The organism is Candidatus Poriferisodalis sp., assembly GCF_965262965.1.
Classification (GTDB): Bacteria; Actinomycetota; Acidimicrobiia; order Acidimicrobiales; family Poriferisodalaceae; genus Poriferisodalis.
The window spans coordinates 1881543-1898838 of the sequence record NZ_OZ253573.1 but is presented as its reverse complement, the minus strand read 5'-3'; the positions used below and the strand labels follow the sequence as shown (position 1 = coordinate 1898838).

At 65.8% G+C, this 17296-nt stretch carries 14 protein-coding genes; 10 read left to right on the top strand and 4 right to left on the bottom strand.

The genetic code is table 11. The features are described from left to right. Positions 1-43 precede the first annotated feature (43 nt). The 6 genes from ACQY5K_RS09110 (at position 44) to ACQY5K_RS09085 (ending at position 9525) form a co-directional block, all read left to right on the top strand. Entirely contained in the window at positions 44-1315 is a 1272-nt protein-coding gene (locus ACQY5K_RS09110; protein WP_428122231.1) for a Zn-dependent hydrolase, read from the top strand. Then, positions 1309-2424, top strand: a complete 1116-nt coding sequence (gene ald / locus ACQY5K_RS09105; RefSeq protein ID WP_428122229.1) for an alanine dehydrogenase — start codon at positions 1309-1311, stop codon at positions 2422-2424. The genes ACQY5K_RS09110 and ald overlap by 7 nt, the downstream gene beginning before the upstream one ends. Before the next feature lie 273 nt (positions 2425-2697). Next, a complete protein-coding gene (locus ACQY5K_RS09100) occupies positions 2698-4380 on the top strand; it encodes an ATP-binding protein (RefSeq protein WP_428122226.1) in 1683 nt (560 codons plus the stop codon). A 170-nt stretch (positions 4381-4550) separates the two neighbouring features. Further along, entirely contained in the window at positions 4551-7049 is a 2499-nt protein-coding gene (locus tag ACQY5K_RS09095; RefSeq protein WP_428122224.1) for a GcvT family protein, read from the top strand. Between the two features lie 99 nt (positions 7050-7148). After that, positions 7149-8729, top strand: coding sequence for a trimethylamine methyltransferase family protein (locus ACQY5K_RS09090; RefSeq protein ID WP_428122222.1), 1581 nt, complete (start codon positions 7149-7151; stop codon positions 8727-8729). A gap of 208 nt (positions 8730-8937) precedes the next feature. Continuing rightward, positions 8938-9525, top strand: coding sequence for a DNA methyltransferase (locus tag ACQY5K_RS09085; protein ID WP_428122219.1), 588 nt, complete (start codon positions 8938-8940; stop codon positions 9523-9525). Here the strand turns inward: ACQY5K_RS09085 and ACQY5K_RS09080 are convergent. Next, positions 9522-10832, bottom strand: a complete 1311-nt coding sequence (locus ACQY5K_RS09080) for an IS1380 family transposase (protein ID WP_428122216.1) — start codon at positions 10830-10832, stop codon at positions 9522-9524. The genes ACQY5K_RS09085 and ACQY5K_RS09080 overlap by 4 nt on opposite strands. Before the next feature lie 29 nt (positions 10833-10861). Between ACQY5K_RS09080 and ACQY5K_RS09075 the strand changes: the two genes are divergently transcribed. Further along, positions 10862-11485 carry a DNA-methyltransferase gene (locus ACQY5K_RS09075; RefSeq protein ID WP_428122214.1) on the top strand — a complete coding sequence of 208 codons (624 nt, stop codon included), beginning with the start codon at positions 10862-10864 and terminating at the stop codon, positions 11483-11485. A gap of 17 nt (positions 11486-11502) precedes the next feature. Here ACQY5K_RS09075 and ACQY5K_RS09070 read toward each other — a convergent pair whose 3' ends face one another. After that, positions 11503-11661, bottom strand: coding sequence for a hypothetical protein (locus ACQY5K_RS09070; RefSeq protein ID WP_428122212.1), 159 nt, complete (start codon positions 11659-11661; stop codon positions 11503-11505). Between the two features lie 228 nt (positions 11662-11889). Here ACQY5K_RS09070 and ACQY5K_RS09065 point away from each other — a divergent pair, with 228 nt between their 5' ends. Beyond that, positions 11890-12564, top strand: coding sequence for a hypothetical protein (locus ACQY5K_RS09065; protein ID WP_428122209.1), 675 nt, complete (start codon positions 11890-11892; stop codon positions 12562-12564). 45 nt (positions 12565-12609) lie between these two features. Continuing rightward, positions 12610-13152, top strand: a complete 543-nt coding sequence (locus ACQY5K_RS09060; RefSeq protein WP_428122207.1) for a shikimate kinase — start codon at positions 12610-12612, stop codon at positions 13150-13152. Positions 13153-13160: 8 nt separating this feature from the next. Here ACQY5K_RS09060 and ACQY5K_RS09055 read toward each other — a convergent pair whose 3' ends face one another. Then, entirely contained in the window at positions 13161-14384 is a 1224-nt protein-coding gene (locus tag ACQY5K_RS09055; protein WP_428122204.1) for a CaiB/BaiF CoA transferase family protein, read from the bottom strand. A 74-nt stretch (positions 14385-14458) separates the two neighbouring features. Next, a complete protein-coding gene (locus ACQY5K_RS09050; protein ID WP_428122202.1) occupies positions 14459-15589 on the bottom strand; it encodes a sucrase ferredoxin in 1131 nt (376 codons plus the stop codon). Between the two features lie 138 nt (positions 15590-15727). Here ACQY5K_RS09050 and ACQY5K_RS09045 point away from each other — a divergent pair, with 138 nt between their 5' ends. Continuing rightward, the gene (locus ACQY5K_RS09045; RefSeq protein ID WP_428122200.1) at positions 15728-17263 is read left to right on the top strand and encodes an FMN-binding glutamate synthase family protein; all 1536 of its coding nucleotides are present in this window, start codon (positions 15728-15730) and stop codon (positions 17261-17263) included. Positions 17264-17296: the final 33 nt, after the last annotated feature.

The window sequence follows — 17296 nt, the reverse complement described above, 5'->3', positions numbered from 1 at the left end:
CGAACTCTTCGCTCGTCGGGCAGCGTTGCCCATGGGGGAGACAATGAACGCCGAAGTCTGCACAGATGCCGGCCGCCTGTGGTCACGATTGATGGCCATGGCGAAGATCGGCGCGACCGCCGGCGGAGGCTCCAACCGCCAGGCACTCTCCGATGACGACAAGGCGGGCCGGGACCTGTTCATCGAATGGGCCCGGCAGGCGGGCTGCTCGATCGAGCTCGACGGCGTCGGCAACCTGTTCGCCCGCCGATCCGGGACCGACCCCGACGCCCCGCCAATCGTCATGGGCAGTCACCTCGACACCCAACCGACCGGGGGACGCTTCGACGGCGTGTACGGGGTGCTCGGCGGCCTTGAGGTGATCGAGGCGCTCAACGACGCCTCGATCACCACCCGTGCGCCCTTGGAAGTGGCGGTTTGGACTAACGAGGAAGGATCCCGATTCCCGGTGTCGATGATGGGCTCTGCAGTGTGGGCCGAGGTATCGGACCTCGACTCGATCCGGGCGCTCACAGACCGCACCGGCGTCACCGTCGGCGCCGAACTCGACCGTCTGGGATGGGCCGGCACTGCCGCTTTCGGCAAGCCGTTGAGCGCCTACCTGGAACTGCACATCGAGCAGGGACCGATTCTCGAAGCGAGCGGCTCCTCGATCGGGGTCGTCACCGGCGTTCAGGGAATCAGATGGTTCGAGGTGACCTTCGAGGGCTTCGCTGCCCACGCTGGCACCACGCCGATGGATCGCCGACGCGACCCCGCCCGCGCGCTGGCGGACACTTTGCACGGGGTCTATGAGATGGCAGCGGCCGACGCACCGCGTGTCCGTGTCACTCCGGCGCAGTTCGCCTCAGAGCCGGCCTCACCGAACACGGTGCCCGCCCGAGTCTCGTTCACCGTCGACATGCGCCATCCGGACGCCGCAGGGATGGACGGACTGGACGCTGCGCTGCGCAGCCTGGTCGCCGAAGCCGCGGACCAGCACGGCTGCGGGCATCGGATCGTCGTCATCAACGACTGCGCTCCGGTCGTTTTCGATCCCAAGTGCGTCGGCGCCGTCGAGACGGCGGCGCGACGCTGCGGATTCGCCTATGAACACATCGGGTCCGGTGCCGGCCACGATGCCTGCCACGTCGCCATGCGCGCACCCACCGGGATGATCTTCATCCCCTGCCAGGACGGTCTCTCACACAACGAAGAAGAGTCGATTGAGCCTGGCGACGCCGGTCGAGGAGCCGAAGTGCTGCTGCACGCCGCCTTGGAGCTCGCCGGCGTCGCAGTCGGCTCGGCGACTGCCGGAAGGACAACCGAATGCTGATCGGAGTACCTCGCGAAATCAAAGAAGGCGAACGACGCGTCGGACTGCCACCGCCCGCCGTGCGCGAACTCGTGCTGCATGGACACCGAGTCATCGTGGAATCCGGTGCCGGCGTCGGCATCGGCGCCTCGGATGCGAACTACGAATCCGCAGCCGCCGAGATCGCAGCACACCCCCAGGATGTCTGGGGACAGGCTGAACTCGTCGTCAAAGTCAAGGAGCCTCAACCGACGGAGCGGAAGATGCTCAGCGAGGGCCAGATTCTCTTCGCGTACCTGCACCTTGCCCCCGATCATGAACAGACCGCCGACTTGATCGCATCAGGAGCGGCTTGCATCGCCTATGAGACAGTGACCGACTCGCGAGGCTCGCTGCCGCTACTCGCACCCATGTCGAGAGTCGCCGGCCGCTTGGCGGTGCAGGCGGGGGCTTGGGCGCTGGAAACAACTCATGGCGGAGCCGGGGTCCTCATCGGCGGCGTGCCCGGAGTTCCGCCCGCCCGCGTGGTGATCATCGGAGGCGGCGTCGTCGGCGAGAACGCCGCGGAAATCGCCATCGGCATGGGCGCAGACGTGCGAGTGCTCGACATAGACCCGGCGGCGCTCGTCCATCTAGAGCAGCGCTTCGGCGCAGCTGTCGTCACGGTCACCTCCACTCGGTCAGCGTTGGAATCCGAGGTGCTCGACGCCGACCTCGTCATCGGCGCTGTCTTGGTTACGGGCGCCCGGGCGCCGAAGCTCGTGACGGCCGCGATGATCGAAACGATGCGTCCGCGCTCTGTCGTGGTAGACGTCGCCATAGATCAAGGCGGCTGCTTCGAGACTTCGCATCCCACCACACATGCCGAGCCGACGTACGTCCACGGCGACATCGTCCATTACTGCGTGGCGAACATGCCGGGCGCTGTACCCCTCACCTCGACCCGCGCGTTGAGCGACGCCACACTGCCCAGAGTGCTCGCTCTCGCCGAGAACGGCCTTGAGGCGTTGCGCAGCGATTCCCACTTGAGTTCTGGCCTGAACGTGTATCGGGGCCAGATCACAGAACCCAGCGTCGCAGCGGCAATGGGAGTTCCCTTCGTTGAGCCTCGAACGGCGCTTGCTTCCTAACGACCAGTTCCGATGCGCCTTGTGGCGCGTTCCGAAACACTTCTCCACACGCTCTCAACAAGCTGACGCTCTGCACAGCCCTTCTCCGCCTCGCTGTGCCGACGCGACGCCGGCATTCCAGGCGACATCTCATGTGGCATGACGCCATCCTTGTGGGCAAGATCAGGAGGTTCCTGCCAACCGAGAGCGATTCAACAACTGGTGAAGAGCCCATGGTTGCACAATCTGAAAGGTGAAGTTTCAGATTGCACGGACTTGCGATACGCTGGAGCTGTGATCGAACGTGAGATCACCGGACACTTGACGAGGCTGTTCCGGCAGTATCCGTTCGTGACGGTCACGGGTCCTCGGCAGGCGGGCAAGACGACGCTGTGCCGTTCGACCTTTGGAGATGTGGCGTACGCCAGTCTCGAGGTCCCGGATGACCGTGCCTTTGCCGAGGATGATCCCCGAGGATTCCTGCAACGTCTGGGCCCCCCAGCAATCATCGACGAAATACAGCATGTGCCTGCTTTGCTCTCCTACTTGCAGGTCATTGCCGACGAAGACGGCCGCAACAGCCTGTATGTGCTGACCGGAAGCGAGAACCTCAAGCTGTCCGAAGCTGTCTGCCAGTCGCTCGCCGGCCGCACCGCGCTGCTGCGCCTTCTGCCCTTCTCACTTGAGGAGCGCCGACGCGCGGGGGTAAGCGAGGCACTGGGCGACATCGTGTTCGGTGGTTTCTACCCGCGAATAGTCGATCAACGGCTCGATCCGCGCCAAGCGCTGGGCGATTACTTCGAGACGTACGTCGAACGCGACGTCCGACGAATGGGCGGCGTCGGCGATCTGTCGGCGTTCAGAAGATTCGTGGCGTTGTGCGCCGGACGGGTGGGACAACTTCTGAACTCGTCGTCGCTCAGTGGCGATGTCGGGGTATCCCATACGACGATTCGCCACTGGATGACTCTGCTTGAGCGCAGCTACATCGCGTTCTTGCTGCCCCCCTTCGCTGCGAGTGTTCGCAAGCGGCTGGTGAAGTCCCCGAAGCTCTACTTCTACGACGTGGGACTCGCCGCTTACCTGCTTGGGCTCGAGAGCCCGGGTCAAGTGGCGACGCATCCGTTGCGCGGATCGCTCTTCGAGAACATCGTGGTCGCCGAGGCCGTGAAGCACAGCTACAACCGCGGGCGCGAACCTCGGCTCTCGTTCTTCCGCGACTCGAGCGGCCTCGAATGCGATCTGTTCTACGAGACCGAGCGGGGCATCAATGCCATCGAGGCGAAGTCTGGTGTCACGATCGCGTCGGACTTCTCGCTTTCGCTCGACCGCGTTGCTGAACTGCTCCCAACGGTGGCTGCGAGAACCCTCGTGTACGGCGGCGTTGATGTCGAGGCGCGCGGCGAGTGCGACATTGTTCCGCTGGGGTCCCTTGCCGATTCCTTGCGAGAGTTCGACGCCGACATTTCAGTTCGCGTGACCTGCGGCGGAGCGCCGGTCGCCGGAGCGGATGTCCTGGCTCTGTTTCCGAACAACACATGGCAGCGAGCGACGAGCGACTTCACGGGGGTGGCGTCGCTCAAGCTGTACACGGACGATGCTCCGATGACTGTGTTCGTCGCAGGGGAAGGGCTGAGTGCCAGGGTTGAGGATGGATGGATTCCCGCCGAGGGAGCGCTGGCGGTGGAACTCGAGGTGATCACCGATGGAGGGTCGGTGATCTTTGCGGACCAAACGGGATATGTCCCAGGCATCGAAGGTCGGCTCAACCCGATTCTCGACACCTCCCATCGCACGTATCTGCACACCACCAACGTCGCGGTCAACGGTGGTCAGCAGCGACCAGTCCACTTCAGGGTGGGCGAAGACGTCCTCAATCTCGTCGATGCGGCCGGCAATTCGCGCGACCTGCGGGTCGTCGCCATGCGCGGCCAATCCTCGTTGCTGGAATACCGCATGCCGTCTGAGGAGGGCTGACGCGGGGTACGTGCAGAGGTGCGCGGAACGGGTGATAATTTGCGCGCATCACATCGGCATGCCACGGGGTCGGTACCGGGGGGTACGGCTCACGTCTGGCCTGGATCATTGGGGACCTGTGTATGGCTGAGCAGGTGCGCTATGGCTGAGCACGCCCGGTATCACTGAGCATGCCTGAACAAGCGCGATGCGTGATCGTCGGCGGTGGGGCGATGGGCGCCGGCTTGCTGTACGCGCTCGCGCACGAGGGATGGACCGACACGATCCTCGTTGAGAAGGGCGAGCTGACGTCGGGGTCGACGTGGCACGCGGCTGGCCTCATTCCGAACTTCATCGGCGACCTCAACATGGCCAAGGTCCACCAGGAGGCCATCTCGCTGTATCCGCGCATCGAGGCCGAGACCGGGCTGTCAGCAGGGTGGCATGGCTGCGGGGCGATCCGGTTGGCACGTACCGTCGACGAGGCCGACTGGCATCACTACGTCCACGCCATGCTCACCCAGATCGGCGTGGAGTCGTACCTCATCGGGCCCGATGAGATCGCCGAGCGGCACCCGCTGCTCACCGATCTCGACGACGTCCGTCTCGGCTTCTACACACCCAAGGACGGCTGGACCGACCCGTCGAGCTGCACGAACGCCATGGCCAAGGGTGCCCGGGATCTCGGCTGCCGGATCATGCGCCACACGCTCGTCACCGGCATGACGCAGCGGCCCGATGGCTCCTGGGATGTCGCAGTCGTTCGGGGCGGCGCCGATCCGGCCCGGCGTCGCAACGGAGCCAACGGCGATGCGGAGCGCGAGATCATCCACTGCGAGCACGTCGTCAACGCGGCCGGGCACTACGCACCACAGCTCGGGGCGATGATCGGGCTCGACGTGCCCATCGTGTCGGTCATTCACCAGTACCTCGTCACCGAAACGGTGCCCGAGGTCGCCGCACTCAGCGCCGAACTGCCCGTCGTTCGCGATCCGCGCGCCTCGTGCTACTACCGGCAGGAAATCGACGGGCTGCTCATCGGCCCCTACGAGATGAGCGGTGCTCGGGCGTACGGAGTCGACGGCATCGACTGGGATCTGCACTTCCACCTGCCGGGCCAGGATCTCGATGTGCTCGAGGAATGTCTCGACTTCGCTCAGCAGCGCATCGGTGCGCTCGCGTCGGCCGGCATCAAGCAGGTCGTCTCGGGGCCGATCACCCACACGCCCGACTCTGGCTACCTGATGGGGCCCGCTCCGGGAGTGCGCAACTACTGGCACTGCAACGGGGCGTCCATCGGCATCACGCAGGGACCGGGCGCCGGCAAGTTCCTCGCGCAGTGGATGGTGCACGGTCAGACCGAGATCAACGTGCGCAGCATGGACCCGCGCCGGTTCGGCGACCACACCGGACCGAAGTCCGCCTTCGCCTTCGAGAAGGCCATCGACGAATACCACGAGATGTACCAAGTGCGACTGCCGGGCGAGCAGCGCGACGCAGGTCGACCGGTCCGCACGACACCGCTGTGGAGCCGACTGGATGCTCTGGGTGCGCAGTGGCAGGAGATCTACGGCTGGGAGCGTCCGCAGTACTTCTCCCCCGACGGCAGGCCCGAGGCTCACTCCTTCCGACGCTCGAACGCGCACGACGTCGTCGGTGCCGAAGTGCGCGGTGTACGCGAACGTGTTGGCATCGCTGATCTCAGCGCATTTGCCAAGTTCGAGGTGACCGGTGCCGACGCGGCAGCGTTGCTTGATCGCCTCTCGGCGAACCGCCTGCCGGCGCGTGACGGCGGCATTCGCCTGACCCACATGCTCACTCCGCTCGGCGGTATCGAGTGCGAGATGACGATTGCCCGACTGGCGCCGAACCGGTTCTGGCTGGCCTCGGCGATCATTGGCGAGAGCCACGACTTGGACTGGCTGCGAGACCACGTTCTGGCCGGCGAGCAGGTGAGCGTGCGAGACGCAACCGATGCGACGGCGATCGTGGCAGTCACGGGCCCGCGAGCTCGCGATGTGCTCGCTCCGCTCAGCGACACGGGCGTGGGCAACGACGACTTCGGATGGCTGACTGCCCGCGAGATCTCGGTCGCGGGTGCGCGGGCGATCGCGCTCCGGGTGTCCTACGTCGGCGAGCTGGGCTGGGAATTGCACTGTGCCATGGACGACGCCGCACGCATCTATGACGCGCTCGTCGAGGCGGGCGAGCCGCACGGCGTGGTCCACTTCGGCAGCTACGCCATGAACGTCATGCGTATCGAGAAGGCGTACAAGGCGTGGGGCAGCGAGCTGACCACCGAGATCACGCCGGTCGAGGCCCGCTTGGGACGCTTCGTGGACTACAGCCGCCCCTTCATCGGGCGTGACGCCACCGTGGCCCGCCGCGAATCGGAAGAGCGCGGCGAACCGCTCTCGATGGTGCTCGTGTACTGCGAGGTGGATGCCACCGACAACGACGTGCGCGGCAACGAGCCTGCATTCGCCCCTGGCACCAACGAGCCCATGGGCATCGGCACAAGCGGCGCCTGGGGCCACACGGTGGGTCGCAGCCTGGCGTTCGTGTACGTCGATCCCCGCTTCGAGGCCCCCGGCAGCACCTTCGAACTCGACCTGCTCGGCGAGCGCCGCACCGCAACCGTGCTCGCCGAGGCCGCCTACGACGCCCGCAACACGGCGTTGCGCGCTTGAGCCTTCATGGCCGCGCGACCGCATCGCTTTCCCTGAACCTCAAGTATCTGGCGCCCGCGCCACCCGCAACACAACTTTCCGCAGGAGGTGTTCCTGAAGATGGCTGACACAGACGCACCGTCGGATGCTGCTGAGGCACCGCGCCGTCGCCGAGGCGGCGGCAGAGCCGGCCGCATTGCTGTCCGCGAGGCAGTCCCCGAGCGCGACCGCCGACCGGTCCGCCCTGGCCTGCCGGCGGGCCGCTTCAAGCCGCTGTCCGACAGAGACCTGCAACAGGTCTACGACACCGCCCTCGGACTGCTCGAAGACGTTGGCATGGGCGAGCCGCTCGACGAGTTCATTGAAGCGGCGACGCCTCTCGGCGGATGGGTCGACGACAACGGTCGCCTACGACTGCCTCGCGGCGTCATCGAGCGGGCCATTTCCACAGCAGCCAAAGAGTGGATCTGGCACGGCTTTGACGACGACCAGTCGGTGCACGTGGGCGGCGAGCACGTCTACTTCGGCACCTCGGGCGCGGCGGTGCTCATATACGACCACGTCACCCGCACGTTCCGGCACTCGGTGGCCCAAGACGTGTACGACTGCGGCCGCCTCGTCGACACGCTCGACAACCTGCACTTCTACGTGCGCACGGTCGTGGCCCGCGACTTGCCCGAAACCCGTGACCTCGACATCACCACGGCATACGCAGTGATGTGCAGCACAACGAAACCGGGCGGATCCTCGTGGTTCGACCCACGCTGGGTGTACGAAACGGTCGAGATGTTCGACCTCGTGCTTGGTGGCCCCGGCGAGTTTGCGAAGCGCCCGTTCATGGCGGCGAACAACACGTTCGTCGTCCCCCCGCTGCGCTTCGCTCACGATTCGGCGCGGTGCCTGGTCGCACAGGTGCGCACCGGCATGCCCATCAACCTGCTCTCGGCACTGCAAGCCGGCGCCACAGCACCCGCGGCACTCGCAGGCTCACTGGCACAGGCGCTGGCAGAATGCCTCGGCGGGCTTACCTTCGTGAACCTGCTGTCGCCCGGGCATCCATGCTTGCTGGGCATGTGGCCGTTCGTGTCCGACCTGCGCACGGGAGCCATGAGCGGGGGATCGGGCGAGGAAGGCATCCTCAACGCCGCCGCGGCCCAACTCGGCCACTGGCTCGGACTGCCCACCGGCGTGGCGGCGGGCATGACGGACTCCAAGGTGAATGACGCCCAGGCTGGCTACGAGAAGGGTCTGAACGTGGGGCTGGCCGCGCACGCCGGAGCGAACATCGTCTACGAGTCGGCAGGGATGCTGGCGAGCCTGCTGGCGTGCTCACCTGAAGCACTGGTCATTGACAACGACATGCTGGGCTCCATCAATCGCACCGTGCGGGGAATCGAGGTGAACGCTGAGACACTCTCGGCCGATCTCATCGCCGAAGTCATCGCCGGTCCAGGGCACTTCCTCGGCTCACCGCAGACGCTCGAGCTCATGGAAACCGAGTACCTGTACCCGCTGGTCAGCAACCGGGACACTCCCGAAGACTGGGCCGATGCAGGCAGCCGGGCCGCACACGATGTCGCGCATGAGTGGGTGAACGCCACGCTGGCCGATCACTGGCCGTCGCACATCAGTCCCGCTGTCGACGCCGCCATCCGCGACGCCTTCGCGATCAGCCTGCCGCCCCAAGGCAGGTCTGCCTAAGCGGTCGCTTCCTAGAGGGGGCATGGCACGCACCGAGTCGATGACGACGGCGAACAGATCGCTCCCGCCTTCGAATGGCCCACTCACAATCCAGATTGATCGAATCTGTCCCCAATGGGCAACTCCGACCGACCTCGGAGAATGCGCTTGTGGCGCGAACGGCTTTCGGTCGCTGTTCGCGTCACAGCGGCTGGCTACTGTCGGCCGCATGACGCGGGACGACACATCGGCCACGGCGCCTACCGCGCCTGTCGACCCGGGCGTCGCTGTTTCACGGTTGCTCGACGAGGGAGTGGTGTGGGGCGATACGGCCGACTGGCTCGAGCGCTTGCCGTCTGAAAGCGTCGACTTGTTCCTTACTTCGCCCCCGTATGCGGATGCGCGTCGTTATTCGGAGATCCACCCAGATCACTACGTGGAGTGGTTCTTGCCATTCGCCGAGGCGATGTTTCGTGCCACGGCACAGACAGGTTCGTTTGTCCTGAACATCAAGAACCGAGTAGCCGCCAGCGGAGCGCTGCGAGGACAGCGGCATCCCTACGTCTACGAGCTAGTGCTGGCCCTCCAGCGCATGGGCTGGCGTTGGCTGGAGACCTACATCTGGTCTAAGCCTGAATCCACCGATTGGTTGTTGGTGAGCGCGGGTTTCTGGGCTGGTGGCGGGTTGGGGTCGCGTCGGGTTGTTGGGGGTGTGGTTTGGTGTGTTTGGGCGTGTTCGGCTAGGGGTGCGGGTGTGGTTCGGGGTTGTCGACGCTGGGTTTGTGTGGGGGCGTCAGTTCCGGGCTGTGCCGTTTAGCCGGAGGGTCCGGGCAGAGCCCTGAGAGCGCTGAGCGTGGCTGTGAATTGTGTTTCCCAGGGCCAGCGGGCGGGGTATCGCAGGGTGGGTGTGCCCGAGCGGTTGACCAGCACGGCGGCGAGGGCGACGAGTCGGGTGCGGCGCGAGCGGTTCGTGGCCGCCGGCGCGCCGGCGAGCGTGTCGGTCCAGTGGCCGATGTTGTGGGCGAGCGCTGCGCAGGCGAGCGGTGCGCAGTTCGCGCCGTAGTGGCCTGAGGGGACGTGTTCGAGCCCGGTGCCTTCTTTGAGGTCGCGGATGGCGAGCTCGACCACGGCGTGGCCGCGGTGGAACTCATCCGCGGCGGCGGTGTCGTGTTCGGTGTTGGCGTTGAATGCGTGGTGTCGCCAGTCGGGCCACAGCCGTCGCTGTGCGCCCTGGGCGAGGCGGGTGCGGCGCACCACGAGACGAACGGTGCGCTTGGCTTTGCCGCGGCCGGTGGCATAGGTCGTCTCGGCGACTTGGGCGTGGCCGTCTTTGGTGTAGTCGATGTCGGCCCACGCGTCGTCGCTGATCGCTTGGATCGCTGTGCGCACAGAGGATCTGAGGGCGACGGTGATCGACCATTTGATGTCGTGGGCGTCGAGACGGTCGATCAGTTTCCATGACCAGAATCCCGAGTCGGCGCGCACCGTGGTCGGCCCGGTCGCCCCGGCGCGTCGCAGGTTCGCGACGAGCTCGTCGGCGAAGCGCGCCACGCCTCGCGACGACCCCGCGGAGCCTTTGCGCATGCGTGCGGCGAGCACCTCGCGGGTGTCGGCGCGTGCAGCGAGCAGCGGGTGATAGCCGAGCACGCTGGTGTAGCCGTACGCGGCTCCTTGTTTTTGTTTGCCGTGGACCTCGCAGACCGTGGAGTCCAGATCGACCGTCAGCGGCGCACGGCCCGGGCCTGCTCCCAACTGCCATGCGCGAGCGAGCGTGCGCGACAGCACCGCTTCGAGCTGGCGGACGTGACCGAACGTGAACGTCCGCAAGAACGACCCCACCGTGGACGGCGCCATCGGGCGGAACCCCAGCACCCTCCCGGTGCGCCCGGCGCGCAGCATCTCGACATGATCGATGTGAGTGCCGCCAGCGAGCATCGCGGCGACCACCGTGCAGATCTTCGGGCCTGGGTTCGCGGAACCGGTGCGCACCCACCGCTCGATCAGCCCCAACAGACCCAGACGGTCCATCAGCGTTCCCGCCAGGATCAGGCCCGCGTTGGCCACCAGGCCCTCATGATCGAACGTCGTTGCGAACCGGTCCAGCCTGCGCGATGATCCAGACACAAAAAGTGCCTCCTGTTTTTGAGACGAATGTGGCTTTCGACATCACAATCGTCGCAGATCAGGAGGCCTTTTTCGCGGACGCGGCAACCCCCACACACCCACCACACCGGTGGATTCAGGCTAAGCCGAACGCGGTTCCGGGTCGCTTTGGGCCACGCACCAAGGACAGTTTCGAGTACGTATACCACTTTGCCAAGGGTGCTCAGCCCTACTTCGATCTTGACGCAGTCCGGGTTCCGTATCGGGCCAGCGAAGCGGAGATCGAGCGACGCCGCCGCGACCGCAACGGCCGTCGCAACACCGAGGCGGGATTCGGTCGCGACCGCCGCAACACGTACGACAAGGGCGGTGCGGACCCCGGCAACGTCATTGAGGCGTGCCAGAACTACAACCAGCACTGGGGTCTCGCCGGCCAGCACACCGCCGTGATGCCTGAAGGCTTGGCCGAGTTCTTCGTGCGGGCTATCTGCCCATCGGGCGGTCTTGTCGTGGACCCCTTCGCTGGCTCGGGGACCACCGTCGTAGTTGCACGACGCCATGGTCGACGCGCCAGTGGATTCGAATTGCATCGCGAATACGTCGAAGTCGCGAGGGATCGAATCGCGAACGACGATGCCGAGCCCGAATCAGGCGAACTGCGACTCGCTATCTGAATATGGCGCTCTCGGACTCAGAGAAGAAGATTCTTCGCGAGGCTGGTGCGGACCGAGATCCGGTATCGCGCCAACAAGCCGTCGGCATTGTGCTCGCCAAGCACGGTGAGGATGCAGAGGAGGCGCGCGAACTCTTGACGCGGGGCTACCTCGAACATGTGAGCCCGTCGTTTCACCTCGTTCCCCGAGGCTTACGGAGCTCTAGCTGAGGGCACCGACCACTTCGCTGACGTCAGCGCCCGCTCCCTCGCCATGACGCTGCTCGCCGTTCCAGCGGCATTGGCACCACTGCGCATGATCCTCGGGTTGACGCACAACGAATTGGCATTCGCGATCCGGCTGCAGATCCCCGAGTCACGAGTCAGCGGTGGAAGGCTCAAGAAATTCGAGCGCACGCCTTCCCCGTGCGGACGACAGCCGCACGAGAGCAACTTGTCGGGTCCATCGCCGATGCTGCTTTGGCGCTGATGACTGGAGATCTCTTGCCGGTGCCGCCGCGCGTGGATTCGTACTTCCATTCCAAGCTGCACAAACGCGACACGTTCGGGGGCTGGGAGAGTGTCCGTGCACACACTGCTGGCGTGCCGTACTCAGCGCTGCTCTTCCAGCGTTACGTAGGAGGTGTTTGGCGACAGGTGCAGGATGCCTATTCCGAAATAAAGGGGGACGCCGTCTTGGAGTTTCCGTTGCGCGACTTGCTTGACGCACACTCGGTGCCGTACCACCGCACAGCACGGGGTGCGGCGGGCGCTGCGGAAACCGCTCAGCGATTCGGCGTCAAGCCCGGACCCGACTTCGTCATTCCTGACGAGTCACCAACGCTTGTGGTGGAGTCCAAAGTGGCTGAGGACGGCGGCACAGCCCGCGACAAGGCTGCGCGTATTCGAACACTTGCCGACGCTGCGAGTGGCCGCGGCCTCAACGCTTGCGTCCTCATCGATGGCAAAGGCTGGACAGAGCGTCCCAATGCCCTCTGTGACGTCGTCTTGGCGACACAAGGGCGCACGTACACGTTGGCGACCATCGAGCAGATTCTCGAACTTCCGGAAATTCAAGCACTCACGCGAGATCAGGCTTAGATTCCGTCTGCGCTCCTGACACAAGGGGTCGCCTAGCTTGAGCCTGTGGCGCGAGATGTGGTTCTCAACGTGGTGCTGACCGGCTTCATGGGGACCGGCAAGTCCACGGTTGGACGGCTCATCGCTCGCGAACTTGGCTGGGCGTTCGTGGACACTGACGATGTCATCGTGGATCGACGAGGGCCTATCGAGGCCATCTTTGAGTCGCGCGGCGAAGACGCATTCCGGGCACTCGAGCGGGGGGTGGCCGCTGAGGTGGCCGGGCGTCAGCGTCACGTCATCGCTACCGGTGGTCGGATGCTGCTTGACGCAGCGAATGCCGATGCATTGGGTGCCACGGGCCGAGTCTTCTGTCTCGTGGCGAACGCCGATGAGATCGTCCGCCGACTGCAAGCTGATACCGACGGCCCGGTGCGACCGTTGCTGGCGGGCGAGGACCCGACTGCCGCTGTCACTCGCCTCTTGAACGAACGCGCTGCTGGCTACGGACAGTTTGAGCAGATCCCGACCGCCGGTCGTTCCCCGGAGGACATCGCCGCGGACATCATCGGGCGCCTCGACATCGCACCGGCTCCGGTGCAGCGCTGAGAGGGCGTTCAGTCCGAGGCGACGACCCCGCGTTCGGTCAGGTCGGCAATCTCGTCGGCATTGAGACCCAGCAGGTCTGACAACACCTCGACGGTGTGCTCGCCCGCTCGCGGCGCAGGGCCGCGCACGCCTACCTCGGGGGAGTTGTGCATCCGGAACGGAGCGGCGATGGTCTCGAATTCCCCGGCTTCGGGATGGTCGATGGTCTCGAAGGCGCCGGTGGCGCGGACTTGCGGATCCTGTACCGCCGACGCGGTGTCGTTGATGGGCGCCCAGATGCAGCGGTATTCGTCGAGGCGTGGCATCCAGTACGCGGACGGTTTCGACTTCAGGGTGTCTTCGATGTCGGCCACAAGGACACCCATCGCCCGAAATCGTTGCCGACCGGTCTGGTAATCGGGATTGGTGAGCAGATCATCGCGCTCAATGGCCCGGCAGAATCGCGGCCAGGCGTCACCGGTGTCGGGCATCGTGAAGTGAATCCAGCGACCGTCAGCGCACTCGAATGCCTCGAGCATCGGCGACAGGCCCCGATCGCGGGGCCGCTCGGTGTTCGGGCGCCCGTCCACGAGCGACGTCGAGAGGTCGATCGCAATCGTCCACGCTGCGGTACGCAGCAGCGACGATTCCACAACCTGGCCCTCGCCGGTGACGTCCCGGGCGCGAAGCCCTGCCATCACGGCGCCGAAAAACGCAAGGCTCGTGGTGTGGTCGCCTTGGCCCGGACGGGCGTGGGGAGGCAATCCGCCGGGCGGCGTGGAAGCCCCGTACAACCCAGAGCGCGAGAAGAACGCCGTGACGTCATAGCCGGGCCGGTCGATTTCGTCGCCCATTTCGCCGTATCCGGACAGCACGCCGACTACCAGGTCGGGCTTCAACGCCAGCAGATCGTCGGTGCTCAGCCCGAAGCGCGCACGGCGCTCGGGGAGCAGGTTCATCACCACGACATCGGAGGCCGCGACTAGGCGGCGGGCGATGTTCGAGCCGTCGGGATCCTCGAGGTTGAGCTGGATCGATTGCTTGCCCCGGTTGATGAACTGGAAGGCGACGTCAGGGTTGTGCGTGCCCTCGGGGACTTTGGCCTGCTTCATCAGTCCGCGGATCGGGTCGCCGCCGATGGCCTCGACCTTGATCACCTCCGCCCCGAGGTCGGCCATGATCGCTGCAGCGGACGGCGCCGCGGCGAAGTTCGCGAACTCGACAACGCGGATGCCCTCGAGCGGTGATGTCATGCGGCTGTCCCCTGCTTGGGTTGACGACCTAAGAAGGCTAGATCGCGTGCTTGGACTCTGCCCTTCGCACTCGATCAGCTCTCGCGCAGTTCGGTGACCTCGAACTCTGTGGCGGGCTTGGCCGGGAGGCCGCCGAGGGTGCGGCACGCGATCGTGGGCACGGTGCGACTCGCTGCCACGGACACCGTCCACGTCCGTTCAGCTTCGGCGGCGCTGACCTCTACATCCCAACTGGTCCCGTTCGATCTGAACCGGATCTCGCGAGCCATGTCTTCGAGCGGCCAGCCGACGTGCCCGAATACCGCGCGCTCAGCTACCTGCGGGGGACCCGTGGGTGCGCCCCACCAGCCTCGGCAGCGCGGCGCCATGACTGCGGCGTCGGCGGTTCGATCCAAGACTGCGGCAAGTTCGCCTGCCTCGATGCCTGCCCACATCCGGCCGTCGGGCAGCGTCATTGCTGTGGGGGCAAACCGGTGGCCGCCCGTATGGCTGACGCGGTACACGGTTACCTGCCCGGTACTGGTGGGCAGGTTGTCGGCGACATCGTCGGATTGGGAGCTGTATGCGCGCAGCACTGCTTCGAAGTCGGCGGCGAGACGGGTCCCCTCACTGCCGCAGCACACGTCGTGGCTGCCTTGTGTGCAGATGAGCACGGCCCGCTCGTCGCGCCCTACCCCCGTCAGGACGAAGCCAGCATGCTCGGGGATGGGTTCAGTCGGCATGCGGCGGGCCAGGTGGGCGAACAGCAGCCGCAGGCCAGCAGCGCCATCGGCGGCGAATTGGTAGCTCTTCGTCCCTGCGCCGGTTCGACAATGCAGCGCAACCCGAACAGTGTCGGTGTGTGAGGTGTCGCCGGCGAGTGCGCCGGGTCGGCCGCTGACAGCACCCCGTGTGTCGTAGCTGGCCGTCGGTACGGCTGCGAGCACCCGAGTCGGGCCGACGGCAAGGTCTGTCATGGGCATGAAGCCCTCAAGCAAGCCGCCCGCGAACACGGGCTTCGGCCATGGAAGCGGCACCTCCACCAGCGCGACAGCATCGGCGCAGATCGACGTGCCGCCCGGGTCGACGCCGATGTCGGCGGCGTGGACAGCGCAGCGCGGCATCTCGTCGGCAGCTGGCAGCAGCGCGAGGACTTCTGAGCTCAGCGGCGGCATTGGCGGACGCGTGCCGCCGAGTGGTGCGCTGGTTGCCGGAGTCGATGCCACGGCGTCAGCATAGGAATGGACTGCCGCGCCGATCCGATCGCGTGCCGCCGGTGAGCGCCGTGCGCGCCGGGCGACGTTCGCCAGCCGTCGCGAACTCATTGCCGAGGCGTTGCCCCCGAGCGCAGTAGGTTCGGCTTCGTGCCGTGGTGGTTGTGGGGGCTGATCATCGTTGGGGGTGTCGTGGTGCTCGTCGCCATCAGCGACAGCACCCAGAAGCGCCACTCGATCCTGCGTACCTATCCCGTCGTCGGGCATCTGCGGTTCCTGCTGGAGAAGATCGGCCCGGAGCTGCGCCAGTACATCGTCGCCGACAACGAAGAGGAACGCCCCTTCAACCGTGACCAGCGCCGCTGGGTGTACTCCACCGCCAAGCAGCAGAACACCTACTTCGGCTTCGGCACCGACAGTGACATCGACCAGCCGGGACACATCACCTTTCGACACAGCGCATTCCCCCTCGGGCGCACGGTGCCCGACGATGCGCCGATCCCCTGCGGCAAGGTCATGGGCGCTTGGCGAGACCGCCCGCAGGCATTCCGACCTGCGTCCATCGTGAACATCTCGGCCATGAGCTACGGGTCGCTGTCTGGTCCCGCCATCGAGGCCCTGAATCGGGGGGCGAAGCTCGCGGGCTGCATGCACAACACGGGTGAGGGCGGCGTTTCGGACTTCCACCGCAGCGGCGGCGATCTCGTCTTCCAGATGGGGACCGGTTACTTCGGCTGCCGGAATCCCGATGGCAGCTTCTCAATGGAACGGTTGCTCGAGACGGTCGAGTCGGCGCCTGTGCGCTCCATCGAGATCAAGTTGTCCCAAGGGGCGAAGCCGGGCGTCGGCGGCTTGCTGCCGGCTGCGAAAGTGAGCGTGCAGATCGCCAATGCTCGGGGCGTTCCGGTCGGCCAGGACGTTGTGAGCCCCAGCAGGCACTCGGCCTTCGGCTCCGTGGGTGAGCTCGTGAACTTCGTCGAGGAAGTGGCATCGGCCACAGGTCTCCCCGTTGGCATCAAGTCCGCCATCGGTCAGGAAGCCTTCTGGACCGAGTTGGCTGAGCACATGGCCGAGACCCGCCGCGGACCGGACTTCGTGACGGTGGACGGTGCCGAAGGCGGCACCGGCGCTGGGCCATTGGTGTTCACCGACCATGTGGCGCTGCCGTTCTGGCGGGGGTTCGGGGTCGCGCACCGGGCATTCGGCGAGGCAGGTCTCACCGATGACATCGTGATGATCGGCTCCGCCAAGCTGGGGTTCCCTGCCCCCGCGGCGCTGGCGTTCAACATCGGCGTCGACATGATCGGCGTCGCACGCGAGTCGATGATGGCGATCGGCTGCATCCAGGCACAGCGCTGTCACACCGATCACTGCCCGACGGGTGTCGCAACGCAGAACAAATGGCTCTCACGTGGCCTCGACCCGACGAACAAGAGCGTCCGGCTCGCCAACTACATCGTCGGGTTGCGCAAGGAGCTGTTCCGCCTCGCCGACGCGTGCGGGGTGGAGCATCCCGGGCTCATCGGTGCCGAAAACGTGAACGTTGTCAGCCCGTTCGGCGATCTCGTGCCGGCACATCACGCCTTCGGCGTTCATCGCGAGCGGACCCACAGCTCGGCTCGCATCGCAGGTCTGCGGGTGGCAGTGTGCGCAGACGGCGAGCCGGACACCGACGCGCGTGCGTAAGCGGCACCGGGTCGCTGGCAGAATCTGTTTCAA